21 protein-coding genes are annotated in these 24,759 nt (G+C 70.6%); 10 read left to right on the top strand and 11 right to left on the bottom strand.

Features of this window, described 5'->3' with window-relative positions; translation table 11 throughout:
- Positions 1–215: 215 nt before the first annotated feature.
- A complete protein-coding gene (locus ACFYW9_RS36465; RefSeq protein ID WP_351872993.1) occupies positions 216–1,010 on the top strand; it encodes a methyltransferase domain-containing protein in 795 nt (264 codons plus the stop codon).
- Positions 1,011–1,072: 62 nt separating this feature from the next.
- Here the strand turns inward: ACFYW9_RS36465 and ACFYW9_RS36460 are convergent, their stop codons facing one another.
- Both ACFYW9_RS36460 and ACFYW9_RS36455 read right to left on the bottom strand, forming a co-directional pair.
- Positions 1,073–1,996, bottom strand: a complete 924-nt coding sequence (locus tag ACFYW9_RS36460) for a carbohydrate kinase family protein (RefSeq protein WP_389159419.1) — start codon at positions 1,994–1,996, stop codon at positions 1,073–1,075.
- 71 nt (positions 1,997–2,067) lie between these two features.
- Positions 2,068–2,973 carry a pseudouridine-5'-phosphate glycosidase gene (locus tag ACFYW9_RS36455; protein WP_389159403.1) on the bottom strand — a complete coding sequence of 302 codons (906 nt, stop codon included), beginning with the start codon at positions 2,971–2,973 and terminating at the stop codon, positions 2,068–2,070.
- 329 nt (positions 2,974–3,302) lie between these two features.
- Here ACFYW9_RS36455 and ACFYW9_RS36450 point away from each other — a divergent pair, with 329 nt between their 5' ends.
- Complete coding sequence (locus ACFYW9_RS36450; protein WP_351872989.1) at positions 3,303–3,665, top strand: cupin domain-containing protein; 363 nt, start codon at positions 3,303–3,305, stop codon at positions 3,663–3,665.
- A 56-nt stretch (positions 3,666–3,721) separates the two neighbouring features.
- Here the strand turns inward: ACFYW9_RS36450 and ACFYW9_RS36445 are convergent, their stop codons facing one another.
- Complete coding sequence (locus tag ACFYW9_RS36445; RefSeq protein WP_389159402.1) at positions 3,722–4,276, bottom strand: methylated-DNA--[protein]-cysteine S-methyltransferase; 555 nt, start codon at positions 4,274–4,276, stop codon at positions 3,722–3,724.
- Between the two features lie 75 nt (positions 4,277–4,351).
- Entirely contained in the window at positions 4,352–5,218 is an 867-nt protein-coding gene (locus tag ACFYW9_RS36440) for a glycerophosphodiester phosphodiesterase (RefSeq protein ID WP_389159401.1), read from the bottom strand.
- A 278-nt stretch (positions 5,219–5,496) separates the two neighbouring features.
- Between ACFYW9_RS36440 and ACFYW9_RS36435 the strand changes: the two genes are divergently transcribed.
- The 6 genes from ACFYW9_RS36435 (at position 5,497) to ACFYW9_RS36410 (ending at position 13,931) form a co-directional block, all read left to right on the top strand.
- Positions 5,497–6,369, top strand: coding sequence for an MHYT domain-containing protein (locus tag ACFYW9_RS36435; RefSeq protein WP_351872980.1), 873 nt, complete (start codon positions 5,497–5,499; stop codon positions 6,367–6,369).
- Positions 6,370–6,408: 39 nt separating this feature from the next.
- On the top strand, positions 6,409–8,541 hold the full coding sequence (uvrB, locus tag ACFYW9_RS36430; RefSeq protein ID WP_351872978.1) for an excinuclease ABC subunit UvrB: 2,133 nt from the start codon (positions 6,409–6,411) through the stop codon (positions 8,539–8,541).
- A gap of 159 nt (positions 8,542–8,700) precedes the next feature.
- Positions 8,701–9,279, top strand: a complete 579-nt coding sequence (locus ACFYW9_RS36425; RefSeq protein WP_351872976.1) for a TerD family protein — start codon at positions 8,701–8,703, stop codon at positions 9,277–9,279.
- A gap of 43 nt (positions 9,280–9,322) precedes the next feature.
- Positions 9,323–11,350 carry a TerD family protein gene (locus tag ACFYW9_RS36420; protein ID WP_389159400.1) on the top strand — a complete coding sequence of 676 codons (2,028 nt, stop codon included), beginning with the start codon at positions 9,323–9,325 and terminating at the stop codon, positions 11,348–11,350.
- A gap of 332 nt (positions 11,351–11,682) precedes the next feature.
- A complete protein-coding gene (locus tag ACFYW9_RS36415; protein WP_389159399.1) occupies positions 11,683–12,672 on the top strand; it encodes a TerC/Alx family metal homeostasis membrane protein in 990 nt (329 codons plus the stop codon).
- A 158-nt stretch (positions 12,673–12,830) separates the two neighbouring features.
- A complete protein-coding gene (locus tag ACFYW9_RS36410) occupies positions 12,831–13,931 on the top strand; it encodes a calcium:proton antiporter (RefSeq protein ID WP_389159398.1) in 1,101 nt (366 codons plus the stop codon).
- A 25-nt stretch (positions 13,932–13,956) separates the two neighbouring features.
- On the opposite strand, the gene ACFYW9_RS36405 is transcribed toward ACFYW9_RS36410, so the two are convergent.
- Positions 13,957–15,258 carry an MFS transporter gene (locus ACFYW9_RS36405; protein ID WP_351872965.1) on the bottom strand — a complete coding sequence of 434 codons (1,302 nt, stop codon included), beginning with the start codon at positions 15,256–15,258 and terminating at the stop codon, positions 13,957–13,959.
- A 60-nt stretch (positions 15,259–15,318) separates the two neighbouring features.
- The gene (locus tag ACFYW9_RS36400; protein ID WP_389159397.1) at positions 15,319–16,365 is read right to left on the bottom strand and encodes a S66 peptidase family protein; all 1,047 of its coding nucleotides are present in this window, start codon (positions 16,363–16,365) and stop codon (positions 15,319–15,321) included.
- 101 nt (positions 16,366–16,466) lie between these two features.
- Here ACFYW9_RS36400 and aroQ point away from each other — a divergent pair, with 101 nt between their 5' ends.
- Positions 16,467–16,940, top strand: a complete 474-nt coding sequence (gene aroQ, locus ACFYW9_RS36395; RefSeq protein WP_351872959.1) for a type II 3-dehydroquinate dehydratase — start codon at positions 16,467–16,469, stop codon at positions 16,938–16,940.
- 121 nt (positions 16,941–17,061) lie between these two features.
- Here the strand turns inward: aroQ and ACFYW9_RS36390 are convergent, their stop codons facing one another.
- The 5 genes from ACFYW9_RS36390 to ACFYW9_RS36370 all read right to left on the bottom strand — a co-directional run bounded on the left by ACFYW9_RS36390 (position 17,062) and on the right by ACFYW9_RS36370 (position 21,338).
- On the bottom strand, positions 17,062–17,829 hold the full coding sequence (locus tag ACFYW9_RS36390) for an amino acid ABC transporter ATP-binding protein (RefSeq protein ID WP_389159396.1): 768 nt from the start codon (positions 17,827–17,829) through the stop codon (positions 17,062–17,064).
- Positions 17,826–18,752, bottom strand: coding sequence for an amino acid ABC transporter permease (locus tag ACFYW9_RS36385; protein WP_389159395.1), 927 nt, complete (start codon positions 18,750–18,752; stop codon positions 17,826–17,828). The genes ACFYW9_RS36390 and ACFYW9_RS36385 overlap by 4 nt, the downstream gene beginning before the upstream one ends.
- A complete protein-coding gene (locus ACFYW9_RS36380; RefSeq protein ID WP_389159394.1) occupies positions 18,749–19,633 on the bottom strand; it encodes an ABC transporter substrate-binding protein in 885 nt (294 codons plus the stop codon). Before ACFYW9_RS36380 ends, ACFYW9_RS36385 begins: the two co-directional genes overlap by 4 nt.
- A 349-nt stretch (positions 19,634–19,982) precedes the next feature.
- A complete protein-coding gene (locus ACFYW9_RS36375) occupies positions 19,983–20,639 on the bottom strand; it encodes an MBL fold metallo-hydrolase (protein ID WP_351872948.1) in 657 nt (218 codons plus the stop codon).
- 9 nt (positions 20,640–20,648) lie between these two features.
- Positions 20,649–21,338: a maleylpyruvate isomerase family mycothiol-dependent enzyme gene (locus ACFYW9_RS36370; protein ID WP_389159393.1), complete on the bottom strand. Its 690-nt coding sequence runs from the start codon at positions 21,336–21,338 to the stop codon at positions 20,649–20,651.
- Positions 21,339–21,561: 223 nt separating this feature from the next.
- Between ACFYW9_RS36370 and uvrA the strand changes: the two genes are divergently transcribed.
- Positions 21,562–24,600, top strand: a complete 3,039-nt coding sequence (gene uvrA, locus ACFYW9_RS36365; protein ID WP_389159392.1) for an excinuclease ABC subunit UvrA — start codon at positions 21,562–21,564, stop codon at positions 24,598–24,600.
- Positions 24,601–24,759: the final 159 nt, after the last annotated feature.

Below are 24,759 nucleotides of genomic sequence, written 5' to 3'. Positions count from 1 at the left end.
CTCGCGTGGATCTCCCCGGGCCGCACTCTGCGCCTGGCACGCCAGTGTGCCAGGCCTGGTCGGACACCGGAAAAACCTGTGGGAACGGAGCATTCCGTTCCGGTGTGCGGACGGCTCGGACGGACGCGGCGGGACGGCCCCCTCGCGCGACGTCCGTGCCGACGACGGGAGCGTCGACGATCCGCGATGAGCAGGTCGACTGGGATGATCTCCTCATGACGCGAGCCGACGGGTATCTCCTCGACAACCAGCAGACGGAGGCGGGCCGGCGTTTCGAGGCCCTCGCCACTCTCTTCGACCCCACGACGTTCCGGCACTTGGAGCGCTTCGGCGTCGGGTCCGGCTGGCGCTGCTGGGAGGTCGGGGCGGGGGGCACGTCCGTCGTGTCCTGGCTGGCCAAGAAGGTGGGGCCGACGGGGAAGGTCGTCGCCACCGACATCGACACCTCGTGGGCGGCCTCCGTGGCACGCTCGCCCGTCGAGGTCCGCGTCCACGACGTGGGTGCCGAGGAACCGCCGGGGGAGGGTTTCGACCTTGTGCACGCCCGGCTCGTACTGGTTCATGTGCCTGACCGGGAGCGCGCGTTGCGGTCGATGGTCAAAGCCCTGCGGCCCGGCGGCAGGATCCTCGTCGAGGACGCGGATCCCGCCCTGCAGCCGCTGCTCTGCCCCGAGGAGTACGGCCCCGAGCAGAAGCTCGCGAACCGGCTGCGCCAGGGCTTTCGCTCACTGCTCGCCGATCGCGGTGCCGATCTCGCCTACGGACGCAAGCTCCCGAGGCTGCTCCGGGACGCGGGGCTGCGGGGTGTGGAGGCCGACGCGTACTTCCCCGTCACCTCACCCGCCTGCGAGGCCCTGGAGTCCGCCACGGTCCGTCAGATCCGCGACCAGCTCGTCACCGCGGGCCTGGCGACCCAGGAGGAGATCGACCAGCACCTCGCGAACGTCGCCACCGGGTCCATGGACCTGGCGACCGCGCCGATGATCTCGGCCTGGGGGCGCAAGAACTGAGCGAGGGCGACGACGGCGGGCCCGGTCGGCCGCACGTGTACGTCGTCGCGTGGCCGAGGCGTTCAGCGGCCGCGTGTCTCCCCTTCGCCTCGCCCGGCACTTCCCGTGGGCGGCCGTCCGCCGACCCGTTCCACCGCCTTCGCCCCGGCCGCGCACCCTGCCCCCGCCGCCTCTTCGGGGCCGGCGCCCATGAGCAGTGCCGCGAGGAACGCGCCGGTGAACGCGTCCCCGGCGCCCGTCGTGTCCCGCGGCGTCGCCCGCAGCGCCGGGACATGGGCCCGGACGGATCCGGAACGGGCGACCACGGCGCCGTCACTGCCCAGCTTGGCGACGACCAGGGGGAAATGGCGGCTCAGCTTGGCGGCCGCGTCGGCCGGATCGGGCAGCCCGGTCAGCAGACACGCCTCGTCACGGCTGGGCAGCAGGACGTCCACGCCCGCGCAGAGTTCGAGAAATCGGTCCACGCCCAGCTCGGTGAGGAATCCCGCCGACGCCGGGTCGACGCTCACCGGCACACCACGCGCCCGCGTCGACTCCAGCACCGCGGACACCAGAGCCCGGCTCGGCCCGGAGAAGAACAGGTAGCCCGACAGGTGCAGCCGCGCGACCCCGTCGAGCAGCGAGGGCGACCAGTCGCCCGGTGCCAGCCGCAGTGACGCCCCGCTGTCCGTGAGGAACGTACGCTCCGCCGACGCACCGCCGTCCACCAGGCAGACCACCGTCCCGGTCGGTACCTTCGGATCCGCCACCAGGAGAGGCCGCACGCCGCTCGCCGCCAGTTCGCGTTCGTGCCACGCGGCGGCGTCGATGCCCACCCGGCCGAGCAGCCGTACGTCGGCACAGCCTTCGTGCACGGCCCAGCACGCGACATTGGCGCCCGCGCCGCCCGGCACGGTCCGGATGGCGGCGACCGTGTCGGTGCCGGCCGCCAGCGGTCCGCGATGCCGGGCGACGACATCCGTGACCACGTCCCCGACGACGAGCAGAGCGCCTTCGGCGAGGCCGCCTAGGTCAGCAGCCTCGCCACCGCCGGCCTGGACGCCCCGGGCCGTGTCGCTCACGCCCCCGCCCAGGCCGCCGCGATCCGTCCCGCGAGGCGCACGTTGCCGCGAACCGCCGCCAGATTGGCGGCGAGTGAGGCGCCGTCCGTGTGCCGGACCAGATAGGAGAGCAGGAACGGCGTCACCGCCTGTCCGGTCACACCCTCCGACTCGCACGCGCGCAGCGCCTCGGCGAGCACGCGCGCGTGCAGCACGGGATCGAGCTGCTCCTCCTCGGGTACGGGGTTCGCGACGACCAGCGACGAGTCGGGGGCGTGCAGCGCGTCCTGGGCACGCATCACCTCCGCGACCTGCTCGGGAGAGTCGAGGGTCCAGTCCACGGAGTGCCCCGAGTCGGACAGATAGAAGCCGGGGAACCGGTCCGTGCCGTACCCGGCCACCGCCACGCCCAGCGTCTCCAGGCGCTGCAGTGTCGCGGGCACGTCCAGGATCGACTTGACCCCGGCGCACACCACCGTGATCCGGGTACGTGCCAACAGGCCCAGATCGGCGGACTCGTCCTGGGTCACCGTCCACTCGCGGTGGACACCGCCGAGCCCTCCCGTCGCGAACACCCGCACCCCCGCGCGGGCCGCCAGAAGTGCGGTCGCGGACACGGTCGTCGCCCCGCTCGCCCCCGCGGCCACCGCGAGCGGCAGGTCACGGTGGCCCAGCTTGCGGATGCCGTCCTCGTTCGCGACCCGCTCCAGCTGGCCCTTGTCCAGGCCCACGTGAGGCCGGCCGTCGAGCACGGCGATCGTCGCGGGAACGGCGCCCTCCTCGCGGACCACGTCCTCCAGTTCGAGGGCGACCTGCAGATTGCGCGGGCGCGGCAGCCCGTGGGCGATGATCGTGGACTCCAGGGCCACCACCGGCCGACGCGCGTCGAGCGCCTCCCGCACCTCTTCGGACGTCACGATCACGCGCCTGCCTCCTGTTGCCGGTCGACGTTCCTCCCTGATCTCTGGCGAGCGGCGCGCCCGGCCAAACCCTTGCGACCCGCGTCGTACGGCACTCGCCCCGGAGGGTACGGCGGACAACTCGCCACGACTCGGCCATGTCGTCGTGCGGACAGGCGATCCGGCCGCCTCGGCCGACTTCCACGAAACGGCCGTCGGGTGCCTCCTCCACCCCGGGAAAAAAGGGGGCACTCCACACGCGCGGGAGCGGACCTTCGAACCGGTTTCGATACGGCCGGGCGGGGCGACCCTCGGCGCACCGGGTGGAGGGCGAGCCCTTAGGGTGTCCGCTCATGACCATGTACTCCCAGGCCACGCCGTCGTTCGCCGTGCACATTCCCGACGCCGAACTCGAACCCGAGCCGCTGGACCCGGCCCAGATCGTCTCCGGCGACCCCGCCGTGACGGGCAAGGTGCTGTGGGAGTCCGCCGACGGCAAGCAGCTGCGCGGCATCTGGCAGATCACGCCCGGCGTGGTGACCGACACCGAGGCCGACGAACTGTTCGTGGTCGTCAGCGGCCGCGCCACCATCGAGGTGGAGGGCGGCGACGTCATCGAGGTGGGTCCCGGCGACGCGGCGTTCCTGCGCGAGGGCGACCGCACGACGTGGACCGTCCACGAGACGCTGCGCAAGGCGTACCACATCAGTCTCTGAGGATCGGCGGACCGGACACTCCACCGCACCCTTTGCCGCCGGCCCTCGCGGCGACCTCAGAACAGCGGTTCCGGGAGGACGCCTTCGAGGGCCAGCAGTTTCCGCTTGGTCTCCAGACCGCCCCCGAAGCCGCCGATGCCGCCGTCGCTCTCGACCACCCGGTGGCAGGGCACCACGACCGGCAGTGGATTCGAGCCCATGGCCACCCCCACGGCCTGGGCCGCTCCGGGCGCGCCCACCCGCCCCGCCAGGTCGCCGTAGGCCACGACGGAACCGAACGGGACGCCCGAGTTCAGCTCACGCAGCACCTGGCGGTTGAACCCCGAGATCAGCGACCAGTCGAGCGGCAGGTCGAAATCGTGCCGCTCGCCCGCGAAGTACGCCTCGACCTGGCGTATCGCCTCGGCCAGCAGAGGGGACCCGGGCGCCTCGACCGGCTCGGAGCCCAGTCGGGACGCGAGCCGGCCGAGCGCCTTGTCGCGCACCGTGTCCGAGGCGTGGAAGACGACATTGACCAGGCCGTGGGGCGTCGCGGCGAGGAGCAGCGGACCGATGTCCGTGCCGACGACGGACCACACGATCTGCTGCTCGTACCGCCCGTGGCTGTTCATGCGATCCACCGTACGGCCCGCCACTGACAACGCCCGGGCACACCCGGAACCGTCCGCACCCCGGGTGGTGGCCTGCTAGGGCAGGGCCGCGCGGATCACGTCGGGCGTGTTCGTGATGACGCCGTCCGTGCCGAAGGCCGCCAGGCTCCGCGCGGTGGCCGCGTCGTCCACGGTCCAGGCGAAGACCTTCAGCGGGCCGTGCGGGCCGTGGAGCGCGTGGACCGCCGAGACGTAGCCGGACGAGAGCGAGCGGTGATCGGAGTTGATCTGGTCGGCGAACCGCGCGTACCAGGGCAGCCGCGCGACCGGAGGCGTCCCCAGGAAGGCCGTCGTGATGCCGGGCCGCAGCCGGTGCACGGTCCGCACACTGTCCGCGCTGAAGCTCTGGACGATCAGCCTGTCCCGCAGATGCACCGGATCCAGCCAGCCCTGGTTGTTCAGGAGCCTGAGCGTCTGCCGCTCGATGCCCGGATACAGCTCAGGGTTCTTGATCTCCAGGACGAGTTTCTGATGGTTGCGCGAGACGCGATCCATGTACTCCCACAGCGTCGGAACCTTCGCGCCCGCGAACCGAGGGCCGAACCAGCTCCCGGCATCCAGACGGGCGATCTCGGCCGTGGTGAAGTCCTTGACCTTCCAGGGGCTCCGGCCGGGATAGACCGCCTCGACGTCGGTCGTGCGCTCCAGTGAGGCGTCGTGGAGGACGACCAACTGGCCGTCGAGGGTGCGCTGGACGTCGTTCTCGACCCATTCGAACCCCAGCTCGGCCGCCCGGTCGACGGCGGCCAGCGTGTTCTCCGGAGCGTAGGCCGAGGCGCCGCGGTGGGCGACGACCAGCGGTGCCGTGGTCCGGCCGCCGGCCTTGGCGTGCGGGCCGGGCAGTATCAGAACGGCTCCCCCGAGAAGCGCGGCGGTCGTGGCGGCGGCAACGCGCGCGTGCATGCGTTCTCCTCGCGTCGGACGATCACGGACAGCACAAGATTGACAGCAGAGAGTCGACACAGGGGGGAAGGGAGATGGCCGCGGATTGAATGGAGTTGTCCAAGTCCGCTCGCTGCCACCGCACAACTGGGGAGAGGTCGTGATTGTTTGCAGGATTATCGTTCGACCATTCCGGTGGGGTCGTACTCTCTGCCTCAACCCGGTCCGCTCCGGCGGTCGGGGCCGCGGGGGTGTTTCGGACAGTTCCAGGAGTAACAGGGCGGGAAAGGCAGCCGCGCATGCAAGGCACGGTCGACGGCTTCACCTACGGACTCGTCACACCGCTGGTGGCGTATTTCATGGCCTGCCTGGGCGGGGCGCTGGGCCTGCGCTGCACCGCCAGGTCCATGCTCGTCGGCGGTTCCTGGCGGGCCGGCTGGCTCGCCCTCGGCTCGGTCGCGATCGCCTCCGGCATCTGGACGATGCACTTCATCGCGATGATGGGTTTCACGGTCGAGGAGAGCCCCGTCCACTACGACCGGCCGACGACGTTCGCGAGCCTGGGCGTCGCGGTCCTGATGGTCGGCGCCGGGATCTTCATCGTCGGCTACCAGGGGGCGACCGGGACCGCGCTCTTCACCGGAGGGACCGTCACCGGCCTGGGCATCGCCTCGATGCACTACCTGGGCATGGCCGGGATGCGGCTCAACGGGAAGCTCGCCTACAACACCCTCACCGTCTCCGCCTCGGTCGTCATCGCCGTCGTGGCCGCCATCGCCGCCCTCTGGGCCGCCGGGCAAGTGCGTGGATTCCTCTGGAGCGTGGGTGCGAGCCTCGTCATGGGGCTGGCCGTCAGCGGCATGCACTACACGGGCATGGCGGCGCTCAGCGTGCATCTGCACGGCCCCGCCGACGGCAGCCCCGCCGGGGACTCGGCGGCCTCACTGCTCGCGCCCATGATGATCGGCCCCCTGGCCCTCCTCTGTCTGGCGGGCGTCGTCGTGGTGTTCGATCCGCAGATGATCGTGGGCAAGCCCGACCGGCGCCCCGCGGAGATCCGGCGTCCGGGCGTCCCGGCCCACCCCGGCCCCGTGCACACCGGCCGCCGTCCGGCCGTCCGCCCCGTGCGGGAACGCGCCTACCGCCGCTCGAGGACCCCGCAGAGCAGGTGATCCGGCCCGGTTGTCAGTGCGGGGTCGTACGGTGGATCCATGCGGCCAGTATCCAAGATCGAACGTTCGGTGGCGCCCTTCGAGGTCATCAGCCACTTTCAGCCGAGCGGTGACCAGCCCACGGCCATCGCCGACCTGGAGAAGCGCATCCGCGCAGGTGAGAAGGATGTCGTCCTGCTGGGCGCGACCGGCACCGGCAAGTCCGCCACCACCGCGTGGATGATCGAGAAGCTCCAGCGCCCCACGCTCGTCATGGCGCCGAACAAGACGCTGGCCGCCCAGCTGGCCAACGAGTTCCGTGAGCTGCTGCCGAACAACGCGGTCGAATACTTCGTGTCGTACTACGACTACTACCAGCCCGAGGCCTACGTCCCGCAGTCGGACACCTACATCGAGAAGGACTCCTCGATCAACGAGGAGGTGGAGCGCCTGCGCCACTCCGCGACCAACTCGCTGCTGACCCGCCGCGATGTCGTCGTGGTCGCGTCGGTGTCCTGCATCTACGGTCTCGGTACTCCGCAGGAGTACGTGGACCGGATGGTCAACCTCAAGGTCGGCGACGAGATCGACCGGGACGCCCTGCTGCGCCGCTTCGTCGACATCCAGTACACCCGCAACGACGTCGCCTTCGCCCGCGGCACCTTCCGGGTCCGCGGCGACACCATCGAGATCTTCCCGGTCTACGAGGAGCTCGCGGTCCGCATCGAGATGTTCGGCGACGAGATCGAGGCCCTGTCCACGCTGCACCCGCTCACCGGCGAGGTCATCAGCGACGACGACCAGATCTACGTCTTCCCCGCGTCCCACTACGTCGCCGGTCCCGAGCGCATGGAACGCGCCGTCAACGACATCGAGAAGGAGCTGGGGGAGCGCCTCGCCGAACTGGAGAAGCAGAGCAAGCTCCTGGAGGCCCAGCGCCTGCGCATGCGGACGACGTACGACATCGAGATGCTCCGCCAGATCGGCTCCTGCTCCGGGGTCGAGAACTACTCGATGCATTTCGACGGCCGTGAACCCGGCTCCCCGCCGAACACACTGATCGACTACTTCCCGGACGACTTCCTGCTCGTCATCGACGAGTCGCACGTCACCGTGCCGCAGATCGGCGCGATGTACGAGGGCGACGCCTCCCGCAAGCGCACTCTCGTCGACCACGGCTTCCGGCTGCCCTCCGCCCTGGACAACCGCCCCCTGAAGTGGGAGGAGTTCCAGCAGCGCATCGGCCAGACCGTCTACCTCTCCGCGACCCCGGGCAACTACGAGCTCTCCCGCTCGGACGGCCACGTCGAGCAGATCATCCGTCCCACCGGCCTGATCGACCCCCAGGTGGTCGTCAAGTCCACCGAGGGCCAGATCGACGACCTGGTGCACGAGATCCGGCAGCGCACCGAGAAGGACGAGCGCGTCCTGGTCACCACGCTCACCAAGAAGATGGCCGAGGACCTCACGGACTACTTCCTGGAACTGGGCATCCAGGTGCGCTATCTGCACAGCGACGTCGACACCCTGCGCCGCGTCGAGCTGCTGCGCGAACTGCGTGCCGGCGAGTTCGACGTCCTGGTCGGCATCAACCTGCTGCGCGAGGGCCTCGACCTTCCCGAGGTCTCCCTGGTGGCGATCCTCGACGCCGACAAGGAGGGCTTCCTGCGCTCGGGGACCTCCCTGATCCAGACCATCGGCCGCGCGGCGCGCAATGTCTCCGGCCAGGTCCACATGTACGCGGACAGGATCACCCCGGCCATGGAGAAGGCCATCGAGGAGACCAACCGCCGCCGGGAGAAGCAGATCGCCTACAACACGGAGCGGGGCATCGATCCGCAGCCCCTCCGTAAGAAGATCAACGACATCGTCGCGCAGATCGCCCGCGAGGACGTCGACACCGAGCAACTGCTCGGCTCCGGCTACCGCAAGACGAAGGACGGCAAGGGAGCCAAGGCCCCGGTGCCCGCACTGGGCGCCAAGGCGACCCGCGCCGCCAAGTCCGCCAAGGCCAAGGACGCCGTGCCGACCGACCGCCCCGCGGCCGAGCTCGCCCAGCAGATCGAGGACCTGACGGAACGGATGCGCGCCGCGGCGGCCGACCTCCAGTTCGAGATCGCGGCCCGTCTGCGTGACGAGGTGTCCGAGATGAAAAAGGAGTTGCGGCAGATGAAGGAGGCGGGGATCGCCTGACGGCCCCGCCGCCTGCGCCGGACCCGGAAGACGCGCGGTGTGTTGCAAGACCGACACAAAGTCCGCCCCAGGGTTCGGCGCTGTCAGTGCCGCTGCGTAGGGTTCTGTTCATCCGCGGACTCCGCGGCAACAGGGGACAGTTCGAGAGGGGAACAGCGCGTGACGGTCAACATGACCAAGGGTCAGGCCATCAATCTGCAGAAGAACGACGGGGGCACGCTGACCGCGGTCCGTATGGGCCTCGGCTGGCAGGCGGCCCCCCGGCGCGGCCTGTTCGGCTCGCGCACCCGGGAGATCGACCTCGACGCGTCCGCCGTGCTCTTCGCGGACAAGCAGCCCGTCGACGTGGTGTTCTTCCGTCACCTCGTCAGCGACGACGGCTCGGTGCGGCACACCGGCGACAACCTCGTCGGCGGCGTGGGCCAGGGCGGAGACGACGAGGCCATCCTCGTCGACCTGCAGCGCATCCCGGTCCACATCGACCAGATCATCTTCACCGTGAACTCCTTCACGGGCCAGACCTTCCAGGAAGTGCAGAACGCGTTCTGCCGTCTGGTCGACGAGACCAACGGCCAGGAACTCGCCCGCTACACGCTGGCCGGCGGCGGCCAGTACACGGCCCAGATCATGGCCAAGGTGCACCGGTCCGGAACCGGCTGGCAGATGACGGCCCTCGGCACGCCGGCCAACGGCCGCACGTTCCAGGACCTGATGCCCGCCATCCTGCCGCACCTCTGAGCGGCCGACGCACACGTACACAGCGACATAGGGGGACAAGACGATGACGGCCGAGCTGGTCAGGGGGCAGAACCACCCGCTCTCCCAGGTCCGTCTCGAGGTCCGTATCTCGGCCGGGAAGCCGATCGTGGCCGGGGCCACGCTCAGCGACGAGCAGGGCAGGGTCCGGGGCGTCGAGTGGGTGGCCCATCCGGGCGCGCCCACGCTTCCCGGGCTCGAGGTCTCCAAGCAGGCGGCGGCCGACCACCGGCTGGCCTTCGACCTCGACGCCCTGCCGCAGGCCGTGCACCGGGTCAGCGTGCTGCTCGCGCTGCCCACCGGTGTCGGCGGGCCTGTCCGGTTCGGCGCCGTCGCCGCCCCCTTCGTCGCGGTCACCGGCCTCGACGGACTCGAGGTCGCCAGCTACACCCTCACCGGACTGGACGCCGAGTCCGCCGTGGTGGCCCTGGAGCTCTACCGCCGGCAGGGCGCCTGGAAGGTGCGCGCCGTCGGCCAGGGCTACGCGGGCGGTCTCGCCGAACTCCTCGCCGACCAAGGGCTTCCGGAGGCCCGGCAGCTCGCGGTCGGCATCAACGAAGCCGTGGCCCAGGGCCTGGCGCGGTCGGTGGCGGCACCCCCGCCCCGCACCCCGGACGCGGACCGGTCACGGCAGGCCGCCGCCTCGGCCCCGGGACCGGACCAGCCCTACGCCGGACCCGGACCCCAGGGCACCTCAGGAACCGTGCCACCGCAGCAGACCCCGTACACGACCGGCCCGCAGGGAGCCGCGGCTCCGCAGACCGGTCGTCCGGGGACCCCCGCGCAGCCCGACCCTTCCTCGGTCGCCCAGCCGCCGTCGCCCAGCGCCGGTGGCCCGGTCAACTACAGCCACCCCGGACGGCAGACCGCCGCTCCGCCGCCGCCCCCGCCGACCGCTCCGCCGGCCCAGCCCGGACAGCCCGCGCAGCCCGTCGCGGGAGACGCGACCGGCTGGTCCATGGAGGAGCGGCTGTACAACCAGGTATGGGGGATGTTCGAGGACCTGGCCCGGACCGTCGCCGCGTACCGCAGCGCCGTCGACTTCGCCGACTCCCGCATGGAGAAGGAGCTCGACCAGGTCCTCTCCGACCCGCGCAGCCGGATCGGAGGGCAGGGCGACGCCGCTCGCGAAGCCGCCCGCGCCAAGCACACGCTGCTGGTCGACCAGGCACGGGTCGCCCTCGACCGGGACCTCGCCCAGCTCGCCGCCGAGGCCGAGGTCGTGGAGCCCGCGCTGCCGACGGCGTACGCGAGCTGGGACAATCCGGTCTGGCATGCCTACCGCGCCCCCATGGAAGTACCCATGGCCCTGCGGCTCGGAGATCTCCGCCTGCCCGAGACCGAGAACCTGAGCATCCCCATGCTGGTGCGTCTGCCGCTGGAGAGGGGCCTGTGGATCGACAGCGGTCGCACCTCCCTGGAAGGCACGCTCGCCGACTCCGACCAGGTGCGCCGCCTCGCCGTGGACACCGCCGTGGCGCACGCGGCCCGGCTGCTCGCCGTGTATCCCGCGGGCGAGTTCACCGTGCATGTCATCGACCCGGCCGGCACCGGTGCCTCGTCCCTCGCGCCCCTGACGCAGTCCGGGGTGCTCGGAAGCCCTCCGGCCGCGGGTGCCACGGGCGTGGCTGACGTACTGCGACGTCTCACCCAGCGCGTCGACCTGGTGCAGATGGCGTTGCGCGGGGGAGCGGCCGACTCGCTGCCGCCGGATCTCGACACCGCCGAGCAACTGCTGATCGTCAACGACTTCCCGCACGGTTTCGACGACCGTGCCGTCACCCAGCTCCGCTACCTCGCGGACGAGGGGCCGGCCGTCGGCGTCCATCTGATGATGGTGGCCGACCGGGAGGACGCGGCGGCGTACGGACCACTGCTCGACCCTCTGTGGCGGTCGCTGCTGCGGATCACACCGGTGCCCGACGACCATCTCGCCGATCCGTGGGTCGGGCACGCGTGGACCTACGAGCCCTCGCTCGTCCCCGCGAACAGCCAGGTGCTCCAGCGGGTCCTGGCGGCGGTGGCGGCGGCCCGCCGGTCCTGGAACCGCTGACCCGATCCGGGCGCCTCCGGACCCTGGTGAACCTTCGGACGGCAAGGCCGAGGGGCTTCACCAAGCAACCGTAAAGTGCTCTGAGCACGGGACTTGGTCTTTCTTTTACCAACCCCTTTACCTTCTCTTGGTGATTCGGGTACTCTTTTTCCATACGGAGGGGAGTACTCCCTACCTGCTGCGACGCACCCGTCAATACGGATCGAGTCAGATCCCGGGGCGTCGGCCCGCAGGCTCCCGGGCGCATCCAGCGCCCCGGCAGCCGCGGGCGGAAGAGACCTCCGGTAGCGCGACGACGCTGAAATCTGCCGTTACGAACTGCCGGAGGCGCAGTGGATGTTTCCCTGACCCTGTGGGTCCTGACCATCGTGGGGCTGGCCGCACTGATCGCGGTCGACTTCTTGATCGGCCGCAAGCCGCACGACGTATCGATCAAGGAAGCCGGAATCTGGACCGTCGTCTGGATCGCCCTCGCCGGGCTGTTCGGACTCGGACTGCTCCTCTTCGCCGGCGGACAGCCGGCCGGGGAGTTCTTCGCCGGCTTCATCACCGAGAAATCGCTGAGCGTCGACAACCTCTTCGTCTTCGTCCTGATCATGGCGAAGTTCGCGGTGCCCTCGAAGTACCAGCAGCGCGTACTCCTCGTGGGCGTCCTGATCGCCCTCGTCCTGCGCGCGATATTCATCGCCGCCGGCGCCGCGATCATCGCGAACTTCGCCTGGGTCTTCTACATCTTCGGCGCGTTCCTCATCTACACCGCCTGGAAGCTGATCCAGGAGGCCAGGGCCGACGAGGACGAGGAGGAGTTCGAGGAGAACAGGCTGCTCAAGGCCGCCGAGCGGCGGTTCGGCGTGGCCGACCGCTATCACGGCACCAAGCTGTGGATCCGCCGGAACGGCAAGCGCGTCATGACGCCGATGCTGGTCGTGATGCTGGCGATCGGCACCACCGACGTGCTCTTCGCCCTCGACTCGATCCCCGCGATCTTCGGCCTGACCCAGGACCCGTACATCGTCTTCACGGCCAACGCCTTCGCGCTGATGGGCCTGCGACAGCTGTACTTCCTCATCGGCGGCCTGCTCAAGAAGCTGGTCCACCTCAGCTACGGCCTGTCGGTCATCCTCGGATTCATCGGCGTCAAGCTCGTCCTGCACGCACTGCACGAGTCCGGCGTCCATGTGCCCGAGATATCCATCCCGGTCTCGCTCGGCGTGATCTGCGCGGTCCTCGTGGTCACCACGATCACCAGCCTGACCGCCACCAGGAAGCAGGCGGCACGCGAGCGGTCCGAGGGCGCTCCGAAGGAGAGCATCGACGTGTGACCGTGCCGAACGCGGCGACGGTCACCCCCCCGGGAGCGGCACGCGGGGAATCGCCCGCCACCGCTCCCGGTGCCCCTCCGGGCTCGACCGCCGCGATTCCGGATCGTGCCCCGCACCGCCGGAGTGCGGGGCACGCCGCCGACTGCGACGATCGCGGCATGATCGTTCGGCTCAGGTCACTCGTGACACGGTGGACCGTCGTGGTCCCCGTGATCGCGGTGGTGCTGCTGGCTCTCACCTGGGGGCGGGACCTGCCGGGCGCGGTCGTCGCACTGGTGACACTGGTCCTCGCGGGTTCCGTGCTCGCCGCGGTGCACCACGCCGAGGTGGTGGCCCACAGGGTGGGGGAACCCTTCGGATCCCTCGTCCTCGCCGTCGCGGTCACGATCATCGAAGTCGCCCTGATCGTCACCCTGATGGCGGACGGCGGCGCCAAGAGTTCGACACTGGCCCGCGACACGGTGTTCGCGGCCGTGATGATCACCTGCAACGGGATCGTCGGCGTGTGTCTGCTCGTCGCGTCACTGCGCCACGGGCTCGCCGTCTTCAACGCCGAAGGAACCGGAGCCGCCCTGGCGACCGTCGCGACGCTCGCCACACTCAGCCTCGTCTTCCCGACCTTCACCACGAGCAAGCCGGGCCCGGAGTTCTCCGCCGCGCAACTCACCTTCGCCGCGGTCGCCTCCCTGGTGCTGTACGGCCTGTTCGTGGCGACCCAGACCGTCCGGCACCGTGACTACTTCCTGCCGATCACCCGGCAGGGCGAGGTCATCGACGTGGACGAGCACGCCGACGCGCCGTCGGCCCGCCAGGCGAGGTTCAGCCTGGGACTCCTCGGCCTGGCCCTGGTCGGCGTGGTCGGCCTCGCCAAGGGCGTGTCGCCCACCATCGAGTCCGGGGTCGAGGCCGCGGGCATGCCGGCCGCCGTGGTCGGTGTGATCATCGCGCTGCTCGTGCTGCTCCCCGAGACCATCGCCGCGCTGCGCTCCGCCCGCAGGGACCGGGTGCAGACCAGCCTGAACCTCGCCCTCGGCTCGGCGATGGCCAGCATCGGACTGACCATCCCCGCCGTCGCCCTGGCCTCGCTCTGGCTCTCCGGACCACTCGTTCTCGGCCTCGGCGCCACCGAGATGGTGCTGCTCGCGCTGACCGTGGTCGTGAGCTCCCTGACGGTCGTTCCCGGGCGGGCCACCCCGCTTCAGGGCGGCGTTCATCTGGTCGTGTTCGCCGCCTATCTGGAACTGGCCGTCAACCCGTGACCGGCACTCATTCCGTGACCGGCACTCACTTCGTGACCGGCACGGCCGTCAGCCTGGGCACGGGCCGGGTCTCCGGCAGCAGAGCGAAGCACCCGAGGCTCAGCAGCGCGATCCCCGTCAGATAGGCGGCCACGCCCCACGGCACGCGCTCCCCGCTCGCCACCGCCGTCGCCACGACCGGGGTGAGCGCGCCCCCGAGGACCCCGCCCAGGTTGTACCCGAGAGCCGCGCCCGTGCAGCGCACCCGCGGCTCGTACAACTCCGGCAGATAGGCGGCGATCACCGCGAACATGGTGACGAAGGCGATCAGCGCCACCAGGAAGCCGAGGAACATCAGCAGGGGTTCGCCGGTCGACAGCAGCCCGATCATCGGGAACATCCACAGCGCGGCGCCCGCGCAGCCCGCCATGCACAGCGGCCGCCGGCCGTAGCGGTCTCCCAGCAGGGCCACCAGGGGCGTCAGAGCCCCCTTCACCACCACCGCGGCCATGATGCAGACCAGCATGACCGTGCGGCTCACGCCGAGCCGTTCGACACCGTAGGCGAGCGCCCAGGTCGTCACCGCGTAGAAGACGGCGTATCCGACCGCGAGTCCGCCGGCCGTCAGCAGCACGAGCCGCCAGTGGTCGCGCGCCACCTCGGCCAGCGGCACGCGCGCGTGGTCACCCATTTCGAGGAACCGCGGACTCTCCTCGAGCGAACCGCGCAGCCACAGCCCCGCCGCCGCGAGCACCCCCGCCGCCCAGAACGGCACCCGCCAGCCCCACTGCGCGAACTGCGCGTCGGACAGCGTCGACGACAGCGCCAGCATCACGCCGTTGGCCAGCACGAACCCGAGGGACGGACCGATCTGCGGGAAACTCGACCACAGCCCGCGCCGCCCGGCGGGCGCGTGCTCGGCCGTCAGCAGCACCGCCCCGCCCCACTCGCCGCCGAGTCCGAGCCCCTGGAGAAAACGCAGCACCAGCAGCAGTACGGGAGCCGCGGCACCGATGCTGTCGTACGTCGGAACACAGCCGATGGCGACGGTGGCCGCGCCGGTCAGCAGCAGTGAGGCCAGCAGCACGGGCCGCCGCCCGCGCCGGTCCCCGATGTGCCCGAACAGCACCGAGCCCAGCGGACGGGCGACGAACCCGACGCCGAACGTCCCGAAGGCCGCCAGCGTGCCCGCGAGCGGCGAGAACGTCGGGAAGAACAGCGGCCCGAGAACCAGCGCCGCCGCCGTCCCGTAGACGAAGAAGTCGTAGAACTCGATGGCCGTCCCGGTCAGTGACGCGGCGGCGAGCCGCAGCATGGAAGGCGCCCTTACGGTGCGTACGTCGTGCATGCCGGATCAACTACCCACAGTGACCGGTGGTTACGGGGGCGTGCGGGAGCGCGGCGTGCGTCAGTAGGTGACGGTGATGCGCCGGGCCGGGCCGTCGACCCGGACGGTCCCTCCATAGGGGATGACGACCTGCGGATCGGTGTGTCCGAGATCCACATCGAGGACGACCATCATGTCCGGGGCGTATACGCCGACGGCCCGGAGGACCGCTTCGCGCTGGTCGCGGGCGTAACGGGCCCTGTCCTCCGGGGCGAGGGGCCGCTCGAACGACCACGCCTTCGGGCGGCCCATCAGGAGGGCCGGAAAGCGCCGCAGCAGGCCGCGCTCGCCCATCGAGCGCAGGATCCGGAAGACGTCGTCGGCCCCGGGCATGTCCTCCGAGGTCTCCAGGAAGAGCACGTGACCGTCGTACACGGAAGGATCACGGGCGATCTCGCGGTCGGCCATCAGCAGCCACGACAGGATCTCGATGTTGCCGCCCCAGGAGCGGCCCTCGACCACCCGGTCCGGACGGATCCAGGTCCACCCCGTGCCCGGCTCGGTCCGGGGCTCGGCGAGGAAGCTCTCCGGCGCCTCCCACGGCACGTCCACCTCGCGGAAACGGCCGGCGGGACGCAGCTCGTACGGCCCGGACGTGAACAGGGCGGTCCGCAGCGACTCCGCGGTCAGCGGGTCCATGGCACCGGGCCGGCCGAGCTCGCACATGACCGTCGCGCCGTGATAGCCGACGATCCCGGCGTTCCACAGGTGGACGAGGAGGTTCGTGTTGTCGCTGTACCCGAAGAACGGCTTCGGATTCGCGCGGATCAACTCACGGTCCAGCAGCGGCAGCACGGTGATCTGGTCGTCGCCGCCGATGGACGCGATGACCGCCTTGACCGTCGGATCGGCGAACGCGGCGTGGATGTCGTCGGCCCGTTCCCGAGGCGTCGACCCCATCCTCCGGGTCGACGGGTATTCGACCGGTTCCAGGCCGAACTCCTTGCGCAGCCGCTCCAGGCCCAGTTCGTACGGGAGCGGCAGGAGGCCGGGCAGACCGCTGGACGGCGAGATCACGGCTATCCGGTCGCCGGGTACGGGCTTGGGAGGGTACGCGGGCGTCGTCATGGCGAGAGCGTACGAGCCGTCACCCTTTCGGTGCATCGTGATAAACCGGTCCCGAGCAGCGGTCCTTGACGGGCCGGCAGACCCGAAGGACCGGAGGAAACGTGCCCCGCACCCTCGCCAACGCCCCGATCATGATTCTCAACGGCCCCAACCTGAACCTCCTCGGGCAGCGGCAGCCGGAGATCTACGGTTCCGACACGCTGGCGGACGTCGAGGCGCTGTGCGCCAAGACGGCGGCCGCACACGGTGGCACGGTGGACTTCCGGCAGTCCAACCACGAGGGCGAGCTGGTGGACTGGATCCACGAGGCCCGCCGGAATCACGCGGGGATCGTCATCAACCCGGCCGCCTACTCGCACACCTCCGTCGCCATCCTCGACGCGCTCAACACCTGTGACGGACTTCCGGTGGTGGAGGTCCACATCTCCAACATCCACCAGCGTGAGGAGTTCCGGCACCACTCGTACGTCTCGCTGCGTGCCGACGGGGTCATCGCGGGCTGCGGCGTGCAGGGGTACGCGTTCGGGGTGGAGCGGGTGGCGGCGCTCGCGGGAACGGGGCGCGCGGACACCTGACCACGGCTCGCCGGGCGGACAGCCGAAGCCGCGGACGTCCGACTTCGCGCCCGCCGGAGACCGTCGCCGGCTTCGGGGCCGCCCGGCCCCGGGCGCCCAGGGGGGCACGGGCGTCAGGGGTTCACAGGCGTCCCGCCTCCACGATCCGCCTGAGGAAGCGCCGGGTGCGCTCCTGCCGCGGGTCCCCGAAGACCTGCTCGGGCGTGCCGCGCTCCAGGACCACGCCCCCCTCCAGGAAGCAGACCTGGTCCGAGACCTCACGGGCGAAGCCCATCTCGTGGGTGGCCAGGACCATGGTCATGCCGTCCGCCTTCATGTCACGGACCACGTTCAGCACCTCGCCCACGAGTTCGGGGTCCAGGGCGGCGGTGATCTCGTCCAGAAGGAGCAGTCTGGGGCGCACCGCCAAGGCACGGACGATCGCGGCCCGTTGCTGCTGGCCACCGCTCAACCTGTCCGGGTATTCGGCCGCCTTGGCGCCGAGTCCGAGCCGTTCGAGCAGTTCACGCGCGTGTGCCTCGGCGTCCGCGCGGCTCACGCCGTGCACCCGGCGCGGGGCGAGGGTGATGTTCTCCAGGACGGTCATGTGCGGGAAGAGGTTGTACGCCTGGAAGACGACGCCGATCCGCCGGCGCACCGCGTCCTGGTCGGCCCGCGGGTCGGTGATCTCCTCGCCGTCCAGCCAGATCGCGCCGTCGTCGATCTCCTCCAGGAGGTTGGCGCAGCGCAGCAGCGTGGACTTGCCGGAGCCGGAGGCGCCGATCAGCGTGGTCACGGTGTGCGGGGCGACCTCCAGGTCGACGTCCCGCAGGACGACCGACTCGCCGAAGGTCTTGCGGACGGACTCCATCCGCAGCATCGGGCCGTCGGGGACGGGGGCCTTGCTCATACGATGCCTCCCTGGCCGCGGCGCCGGTCCATACGGGCGGTGACCCAGTCGGTGAAGCGCGTCATGGGGATGGTCAGGGCCACGAAGAGCAGTGCCGCGACGATGTACGCCGTGTAGTTGAGGCTGCGGCCCACGATGATGTCCGCGGAGCGCATCGCCTCCACCGCGCCGCCGATCGAGACGAGGCTGGTGTCCTTCTGCAGGGACACCATGTCGTTGAGGAGCGGCGGGACCTGGCGGCGGACGGCCTGTGGCAGCACCACATGGCGCAGGGTCTGCCGCGTGGTGAGGCCCAGTGAACGTGCCGCGGCCCGTTGCGAGGGGTGCACGGACTCGATGCCGGCGCGGACGACCTCGGCGACGTACGCCGAGTACGTCAGCACCAGTCCCGCACCGCCGAGCAGGACGGGGTCGTTGGTGACGCCCTGCAACTGGAGCGCCGGGACGCCGAACACGACGATCGACAGACAGATGATCAGCGGCAGACCGCGGAAGAAGTCGGTGTACGCGGTGGCGAGGGCGCGCACCGGCCAGTACACCGGTCCCCGCAGCGTTCGCGCCACGGCTGTCAGGGTGCCGAGCACCAGCACCACGACGCCGCACACCACGAAGAGCCGGAGGTTCAGCCACAGGCCTTCGAGGACCTTCGGGAACGCCTCACGCGCGAACGACGCGTCGAAGAACGTCTCCTTCGTGCGCGGCCAGCCCGGCGCGTCGACGACGACGAGGTACAGCACCACGGCCGTGACGAGCGTGGAGAGCGCGGCCACCGCCGCCGACCGGCGGGCCCGGCGGCGGCGGTGGCGCTCGCGCTCGATCCTGCGCGGCGAGGGGACGTACGCCTCGTGCCCGTCGGTGGTGTCGCCGCCGGGCGTCTCTCCGTCGGCGGCGTCCTCTCCCGACTCCTCCTTCGTCGCCGTCACTTGAGCACCGGGGCGTCGACGGCCTCGGACAGCCACTGCTTCTCGATCCTCGCGAGCGTGCCGTCCGCGCGCAGGGCGTCCACGGCCTTCGTCACGCAGGAGGTCAGGGCACTGCCCTTGTCGAGGACGAGTCCGAACTGCTCGGGTGTGCCGCCCTGGTTCTCGAACTGTCCGACGATCCTCGCGTCGGTCACCTCGGCGGCCGTGATGTAGAAGGCGGTCGGCAGATCGGTGACGATGGCGTCGACCTGGCCGTTCTTCAGCGCGGACTTGGCCTGGTCGTTCTTCGCGTAGGCGGCCGCCTTTTGGTCCGGCTTCACCACGTCGTCGATGTAGTTCAGGCTGGTGGTGCCGACCTGTGCGCCCAGCTTCAGATCCTTGAGGTCCGTGAGAGTCGTCGCCTTCGCGGCCTTGGAGCCCTTCAGCGCGATGACGGCCTGGCGCACGTCGTAGTAGCCGGACGAGAAGTCCACGGCCTTCTTGCGCTCGGAGCTGATCGACACCTGGTTGATGTCGAAGTCGAAGGTCTTGGCGCCGGGGGCGAAGGCCTTGTTGAAGGGCACGCTCTGCCAGACGACATCGGCGTCGGCGTAGCCGAGCCGCTTGGCCACGGCGTACGCCACCGCCGACTCGAAGCCCTTGCCGTTGGCGGGTTTGTCGTCCTTGAACCACGGCTCGTACGCGGGCTCGTCGGTCGCGATGGTGAGCTTGCCCGCGGCCTGGGTGCTCAACGAGCCCTTGGCGCAGGCCTCGGCGGTGCTCCCGGAAGCCTTGCCGGATGCCTTGTCCTCGGGCTGCGGGGCACAGCCCACGGCGAGGGCGAGCAGGGCGACGGTTCCGGCGGACGCGGCACGGCGCAGGGCGCGTTGGGGTCGATGCATGGCGGGAGAGTGGCAGCGAACGAGGCCAACTGTCCAGGTCACAGCGGTAATTGTCCGCATGGTGGGAATGCGTGTTGCAGCCCTGTGAACACTGCGGTCACAGCCGCCCCGCGCACCCGGTCCGGTCACCGCCGGGGGCGGCGGGGGAGTGGGGCCGGGGCCGCCGGCCGAGGGCGGGATCGGGGGCCGGCGGCCCTGCCGCCCAGGAGCCGTCATCCTGCGCGGGGCCGCCTCCAGTGGACTGCACCGGTGAAGGACAGGGGAGCGCGCGTGAGGCACCGGCGTGTGCGCTCGGTTCACACGGGGCGCACGCGAGGCCTCGCGCCCCGCGTGCCGCCCGTGCTCGTGTTCACCACCCGCGCGCGTGCCACTCCGGCAGATGCGGGCGCTCGGCGCCCAGCGTCGTGTCGTTGCCGTGGCCGGGGTACACCCACGTCTCGTCCGGCAGTACGTCGAAGATCCTCGTCTCGACGTCGTGGATGAGACGGGCGAAGGCTTCCGGGTCCTTGCGCGTGTTGCCCACGCCCCCGGGGAAGAGACAGTCGCCCGTGAACACGTGGGGGTGACCGTGCGGGTCGTCGTAGACGAGGGCGATCGAGCCCGGCGTGTGCCCGACCAGGTGGCGCGCGGTGAGTTCCACGTTGCCCACCTTGACCGTGTCGCCGTCCTGGAGGGGGACGTCCGTCGGTACCGGGATGCCGTCCGCGTCGTCCCTGCCCGCGTAGGTGCGCGCACCCGTGGCGGCCACGACCTCGGCCAGCGCCTGCCAGTGGTCGCCGTGCTGATGGGTGGTCACGACGGACGCGATGCCGTCGTCGCCGATCAGGGTGAGCAGTGTCGAGGCGTCGTTCGCCGCGTCGATCAGGAGTTGCTCGTCGGTGGCCCGGCAGCGCAGCAGGTACGCGTTGTTGTCCATGGGGCCGACCGCGACCTTGGAGATCATCAGGTCCTGCAGCTCGTGCACGTCGGCCGGACCGCCGACCGTCACCGCTCCGCTGTACGTCATGACGGCAGCCTATAGCGGAGGCAGCGCCGGAAGCGGGCCGCCGCGTGCCGTCAGACCGGAGCCGTCGCGGCGGCCGCAGAGCCAGCCCAGCAGATCGGCCGCCGGTCCGTGGACCTGGACCGGCCCGCCCTCGGCGCCGCCGCCCGTGGTCCACTCCCGGCCGTCCGCGGAGGCCAGCGCCGTGGAGGGCACGTCCTGGTGACCGGCGAACCGCTCCGCGAGGAAGGCGATCTCCCGGGTCACGAACTCCTCCGGCAGGTCCTCCAGCTCGTACCCGATGCCCAGATCCACGTGGTGCAGGTCGACCTCGACCCAGCGCCGGAACGGCACCCGGGCCGCGGAGTCGGTGACCCCGTTGCGCAGCGCCACCGTGCGGGACCAGTCCGCGGGAGCGGCTCCCGTCCGAAGGAAGCGGGCCCCGCTCTCCCGCAGGTCCGCCAGCTGTGTCTCCAGGGGGCGCGGCGCGTCCCGTTCGATGTCGGCGTCCCGCGTGCTCGCGGAGGCGTACATGGGACGCCCCTCCAGGACGTTCACCAGGGCGTCGGCGTTGCGGGACAGGTGGGCGAGCACATGCCCACGGCTCCAGCCGGGAAGCCGTGACGGCTCGGCCACGGCGGCGTTGTCCAGTTTGGTGACCGCGGTGAGCAGTCGTTCCGTCGCGTCACGTACAGACGCCAGGTCGCGCACATGATCCATCATGAGGTCGACCCTAGCCCCGCCACACGATCGGGTGAAGCTGGTCGGCCACCCCCGTAAATCGAATGCGCGTGCTATACGCTCGTCGGTGGCGTCGGGCATGCTGGATGGCCCGGGATTGTTGTGAACCAGCGAAAGCAACCGGCGCTGTCAGTGGCTCGCCCTAGTCTGAGAAGGCGGGGGCCCGCGGCCCCTGTCACTTCTCTCAAGAAAGGTACGGACCGGCGTGGCCGACCGTCTCATCGTCCGTGGAGCGCGCGAGCACAACCTGAAGAATGTCTCGCTCGACCTCCCGCGCGACTCGCTCATCGTCTTCACGGGCCTGTCGGGGTCGGGCAAGTCCTCCCTCGCCTTCGACACGATCTTCGCCGAGGGCCAGCGGCGCTACGTGGAGTCCCTGTCCTCGTACGCCCGGCAGTTCCTCGGCCAGATGGACAAGCCGGACGTGGACTTCATCGAGGGGCTCTCCCCGGCTGTCTCCATCGACCAGAAGTCGACCTCGCGCAACCCGCGCTCGACGGTCGGCACCATCACCGAGGTCTACGACTACCTGCGGCTGCTCTTCGCGCGCATCGGCAAGCCGCACTGCCCCGAGTGCCGCCGTCCCATCACGCGCCAGTCACCGCAGGCCATCGTCGACAAGGTGCTGGAGCTCCCGGAGGGGAGCCGCTTCCAGGTCTTGTCGCCGCTGGTGCGCGAGCGCAAGGGAGAGTTCGTCGACCTCTTCGCCGACCTCCAGACCAAGGGGTACAGCCGTGCCCGGGTCGACGGCGAGACGATCCAGCTCAGCGAGCCGCCGACCCTGAAGAAGCAGGAGAAGCACACCATCGAGGTGGTCATCGACCGTCTCACGGTGAAGGACTCCGCCAAGCGCCGTCTCACCGACTCCGTGGAGACCGCCCTCGGCCTGTCCGGCGGCATGGTCGTGCTCGACTTCGTCGACCTCCCCGAGGACGACCCCGAGCGCGAGCGCATGTACTCGGAGCACCTGTACTGCCCGTACGACGATCTGTCCTTCGAAGAGCTGGAGCCCCGCTCCTTCTCCTTCAACTCGCCGTTCGGCGCCTGTCCCGAGTGCACCGGCATCGGTACGCGGATGGAGGTCGACCCCGAGCTGATCGTCCCGGACGAGGACAAGTCCCTCGACGAGGGCGCCATCCACGCCTGGTCGCACGGACACACCAAGGACTACTTCGGCCGGCTGATCGGCGCCCTCGCGGACGCGCTGGGCTTCCGGACCGACATCCCCTTCGCCGGGCTGCCGCAGCGCGCCAAGAAGGCCCTGCTCTACGGCCACAAGACGCAGATCGAGGTCCGCTACCGCAACCGGTACGGACGCGAGCGCGTGTACACCACGCCCTTCGAAGGGGCCGTCCCCTTCGTCAAGCGGCGCCACAGCGAGTCCGAGAGCGACGCCAGCCGCGAGCGCTTCGAGGGCTACATGCGCGAGGTGCCCTGCCCCACCTGTCAGGGCACGCGGCTGAAGCCGCTGGTCCTCGCGGTCACGGTCATGGAGAAGTCCATCGCCGAGGTCGCCGCCATGTCCATCAGCGACTGCGCGGACTTCCTCGGGAAGCTGAAGCTCAACGCACGCGACAAGAAGATCGCCGAACGCGTCCTGAAGGAGGTCAACGAACGGCTGCGCTTCCTGGTCGACGTGGGCCTCGACTATCTGTCGCTGAACCGCGCGGCCGGCACCCTCTCCGGCGGCGAGGCCCAGCGCATCCGTCTGGCCACCCAGATCGGTTCCGGACTCGTCGGCGTCCTGTACGTCCTCGACGAGCCCTCCATCGGTCTGCACCAGCGTGACAACCACCGGCTGATCGAGACCCTCGTCCGCCTCCGCGACATGGGCAACACGCTCATCGTCGTCGAGCACGACGAGGACACCATCAAGGTCGCCGACTGGGTCGTCGACATCGGCCCCGGCGCGGGCGAGCACGGCGGCAGGGTCGTGCACAGCGGCCCCTTGAAGGAGCTGCTCGCCAACCCCGAGTCGATGACCGGCCAGTACCTGTCGCGCAAGAAGGAGATCCCGACCCCGGACGTCCGCCGCCCCGCCGACCCGGGCCGCAGGCTCACGGTGCACGGCGCCCGTGAGAACAACCTCCAGGACATCGACGTGTCCTTCCCGCTGGGCGTCCTCACCGCCGTCACCGGCGTTTCGGGTTCCGGCAAGTCGACCCTGGTCAACGACATCCTGTACACGCACCTGGCCCGCGAGCTGAACGGCGCGAGGAACGTGCCGGGGCGCCACACGCGCGTGGACGGTGACGACCTCGTCGACAAGGTCGTGCACGTGGACCAGTCGCCCATCGGCCGCACGCCCCGCTCCAACCCGGCGACGTACACCGGAGTCTTCGACCACGTCCGCAAGCTGTTCGCCGAGACCACCGAGGCGAAGGTGCGGGGTTATCTGCCCGGCCGCTTCTCCTTCAACGTCAAGGGCGGCCGCTGCGAGAACTGCTCCGGCGACGGCACCATCAAGATCGAGATGAACTTCCTGCCGGACGTGTACGTCCCCTGCGAGGTCTGCCACGGGGCGCGCTACAACCGGGAGACCCTGGAGGTCCACTACAAGGGCAAGTCCATCTCCGAGGTCCTGGACATGCCGATCGAGGAGGCGCTCGGCTTCTTCGAGGCCGTGCCGGCGATCGCCCGTCACCTCAGGACGCTCAACGACGTCGGCCTCGGCTACGTCAGGCTCGGCCAGTCCGCGCCGACGCTGTCCGGCGGTGAGGCGCAGCGCGTCAAGCTCGCCAGCGAGCTCCAGAAGCGCTCCACCGGCCGCACCGTGTACGTCCTCGACGAGCCGACCACCGGACTGCACTTCGAGGACATCAGCAAGCTCATCACGGTGCTGTCCGGTCTGGTCGACAAGGGCAACACGGTCATCGTCATCGAGCACAACCTCGACGTCATCAAGACCGCGGACTGGGTCATCGACATGGGACCCGAGGGCGGCAACGGCGGCGGTCTCGTGATCGCCGAGGGCACCCCCGAGGAGGTCGCCGGCGTTCCGGCCAGCCACACCGGCAAGTTCCTGCGCGAGGTCCTCGGCGCCGACAGGATCAGCGACGCCGCTCCCGTGAAGGCCCCGCGCAAGACGGCCGCCAAGAAGACGGTCGCCGCCGGGACGACGGCGAGGAAGACGGCCACGAAGACCGTCAACAGCACGGCCACCAAGAAGGCGGCCGCGGCCAAGAAGACCGCCGCCGAGAAGGTGACCCCCGCGAAGAAGACCACGCGGGCCCGAAAGGCCTGACCCGACCGGTCCGCTCCGCCGGACCGGCCGGCCATGTCGCGGGGGGGGGGGGGGGGGGCGGGGGCCGCCGGCGGGGGGGGGGGGGCGCCGGGGGGCCCCCCCCCCCCCGCCCCCCGGCGGGGGGGGGGGGCGGGGGGGGGCGCGCGGGCGGGGGCGGGG

It is taken from the genome of Streptomyces sp. NPDC002698 (assembly GCF_042888945.1).
Lineage (GTDB): Bacteria > Actinomycetota > Actinomycetes > Streptomycetales > Streptomycetaceae > Streptomyces.
This window is presented reverse-complemented; position numbering and strand designations above follow the sequence as displayed.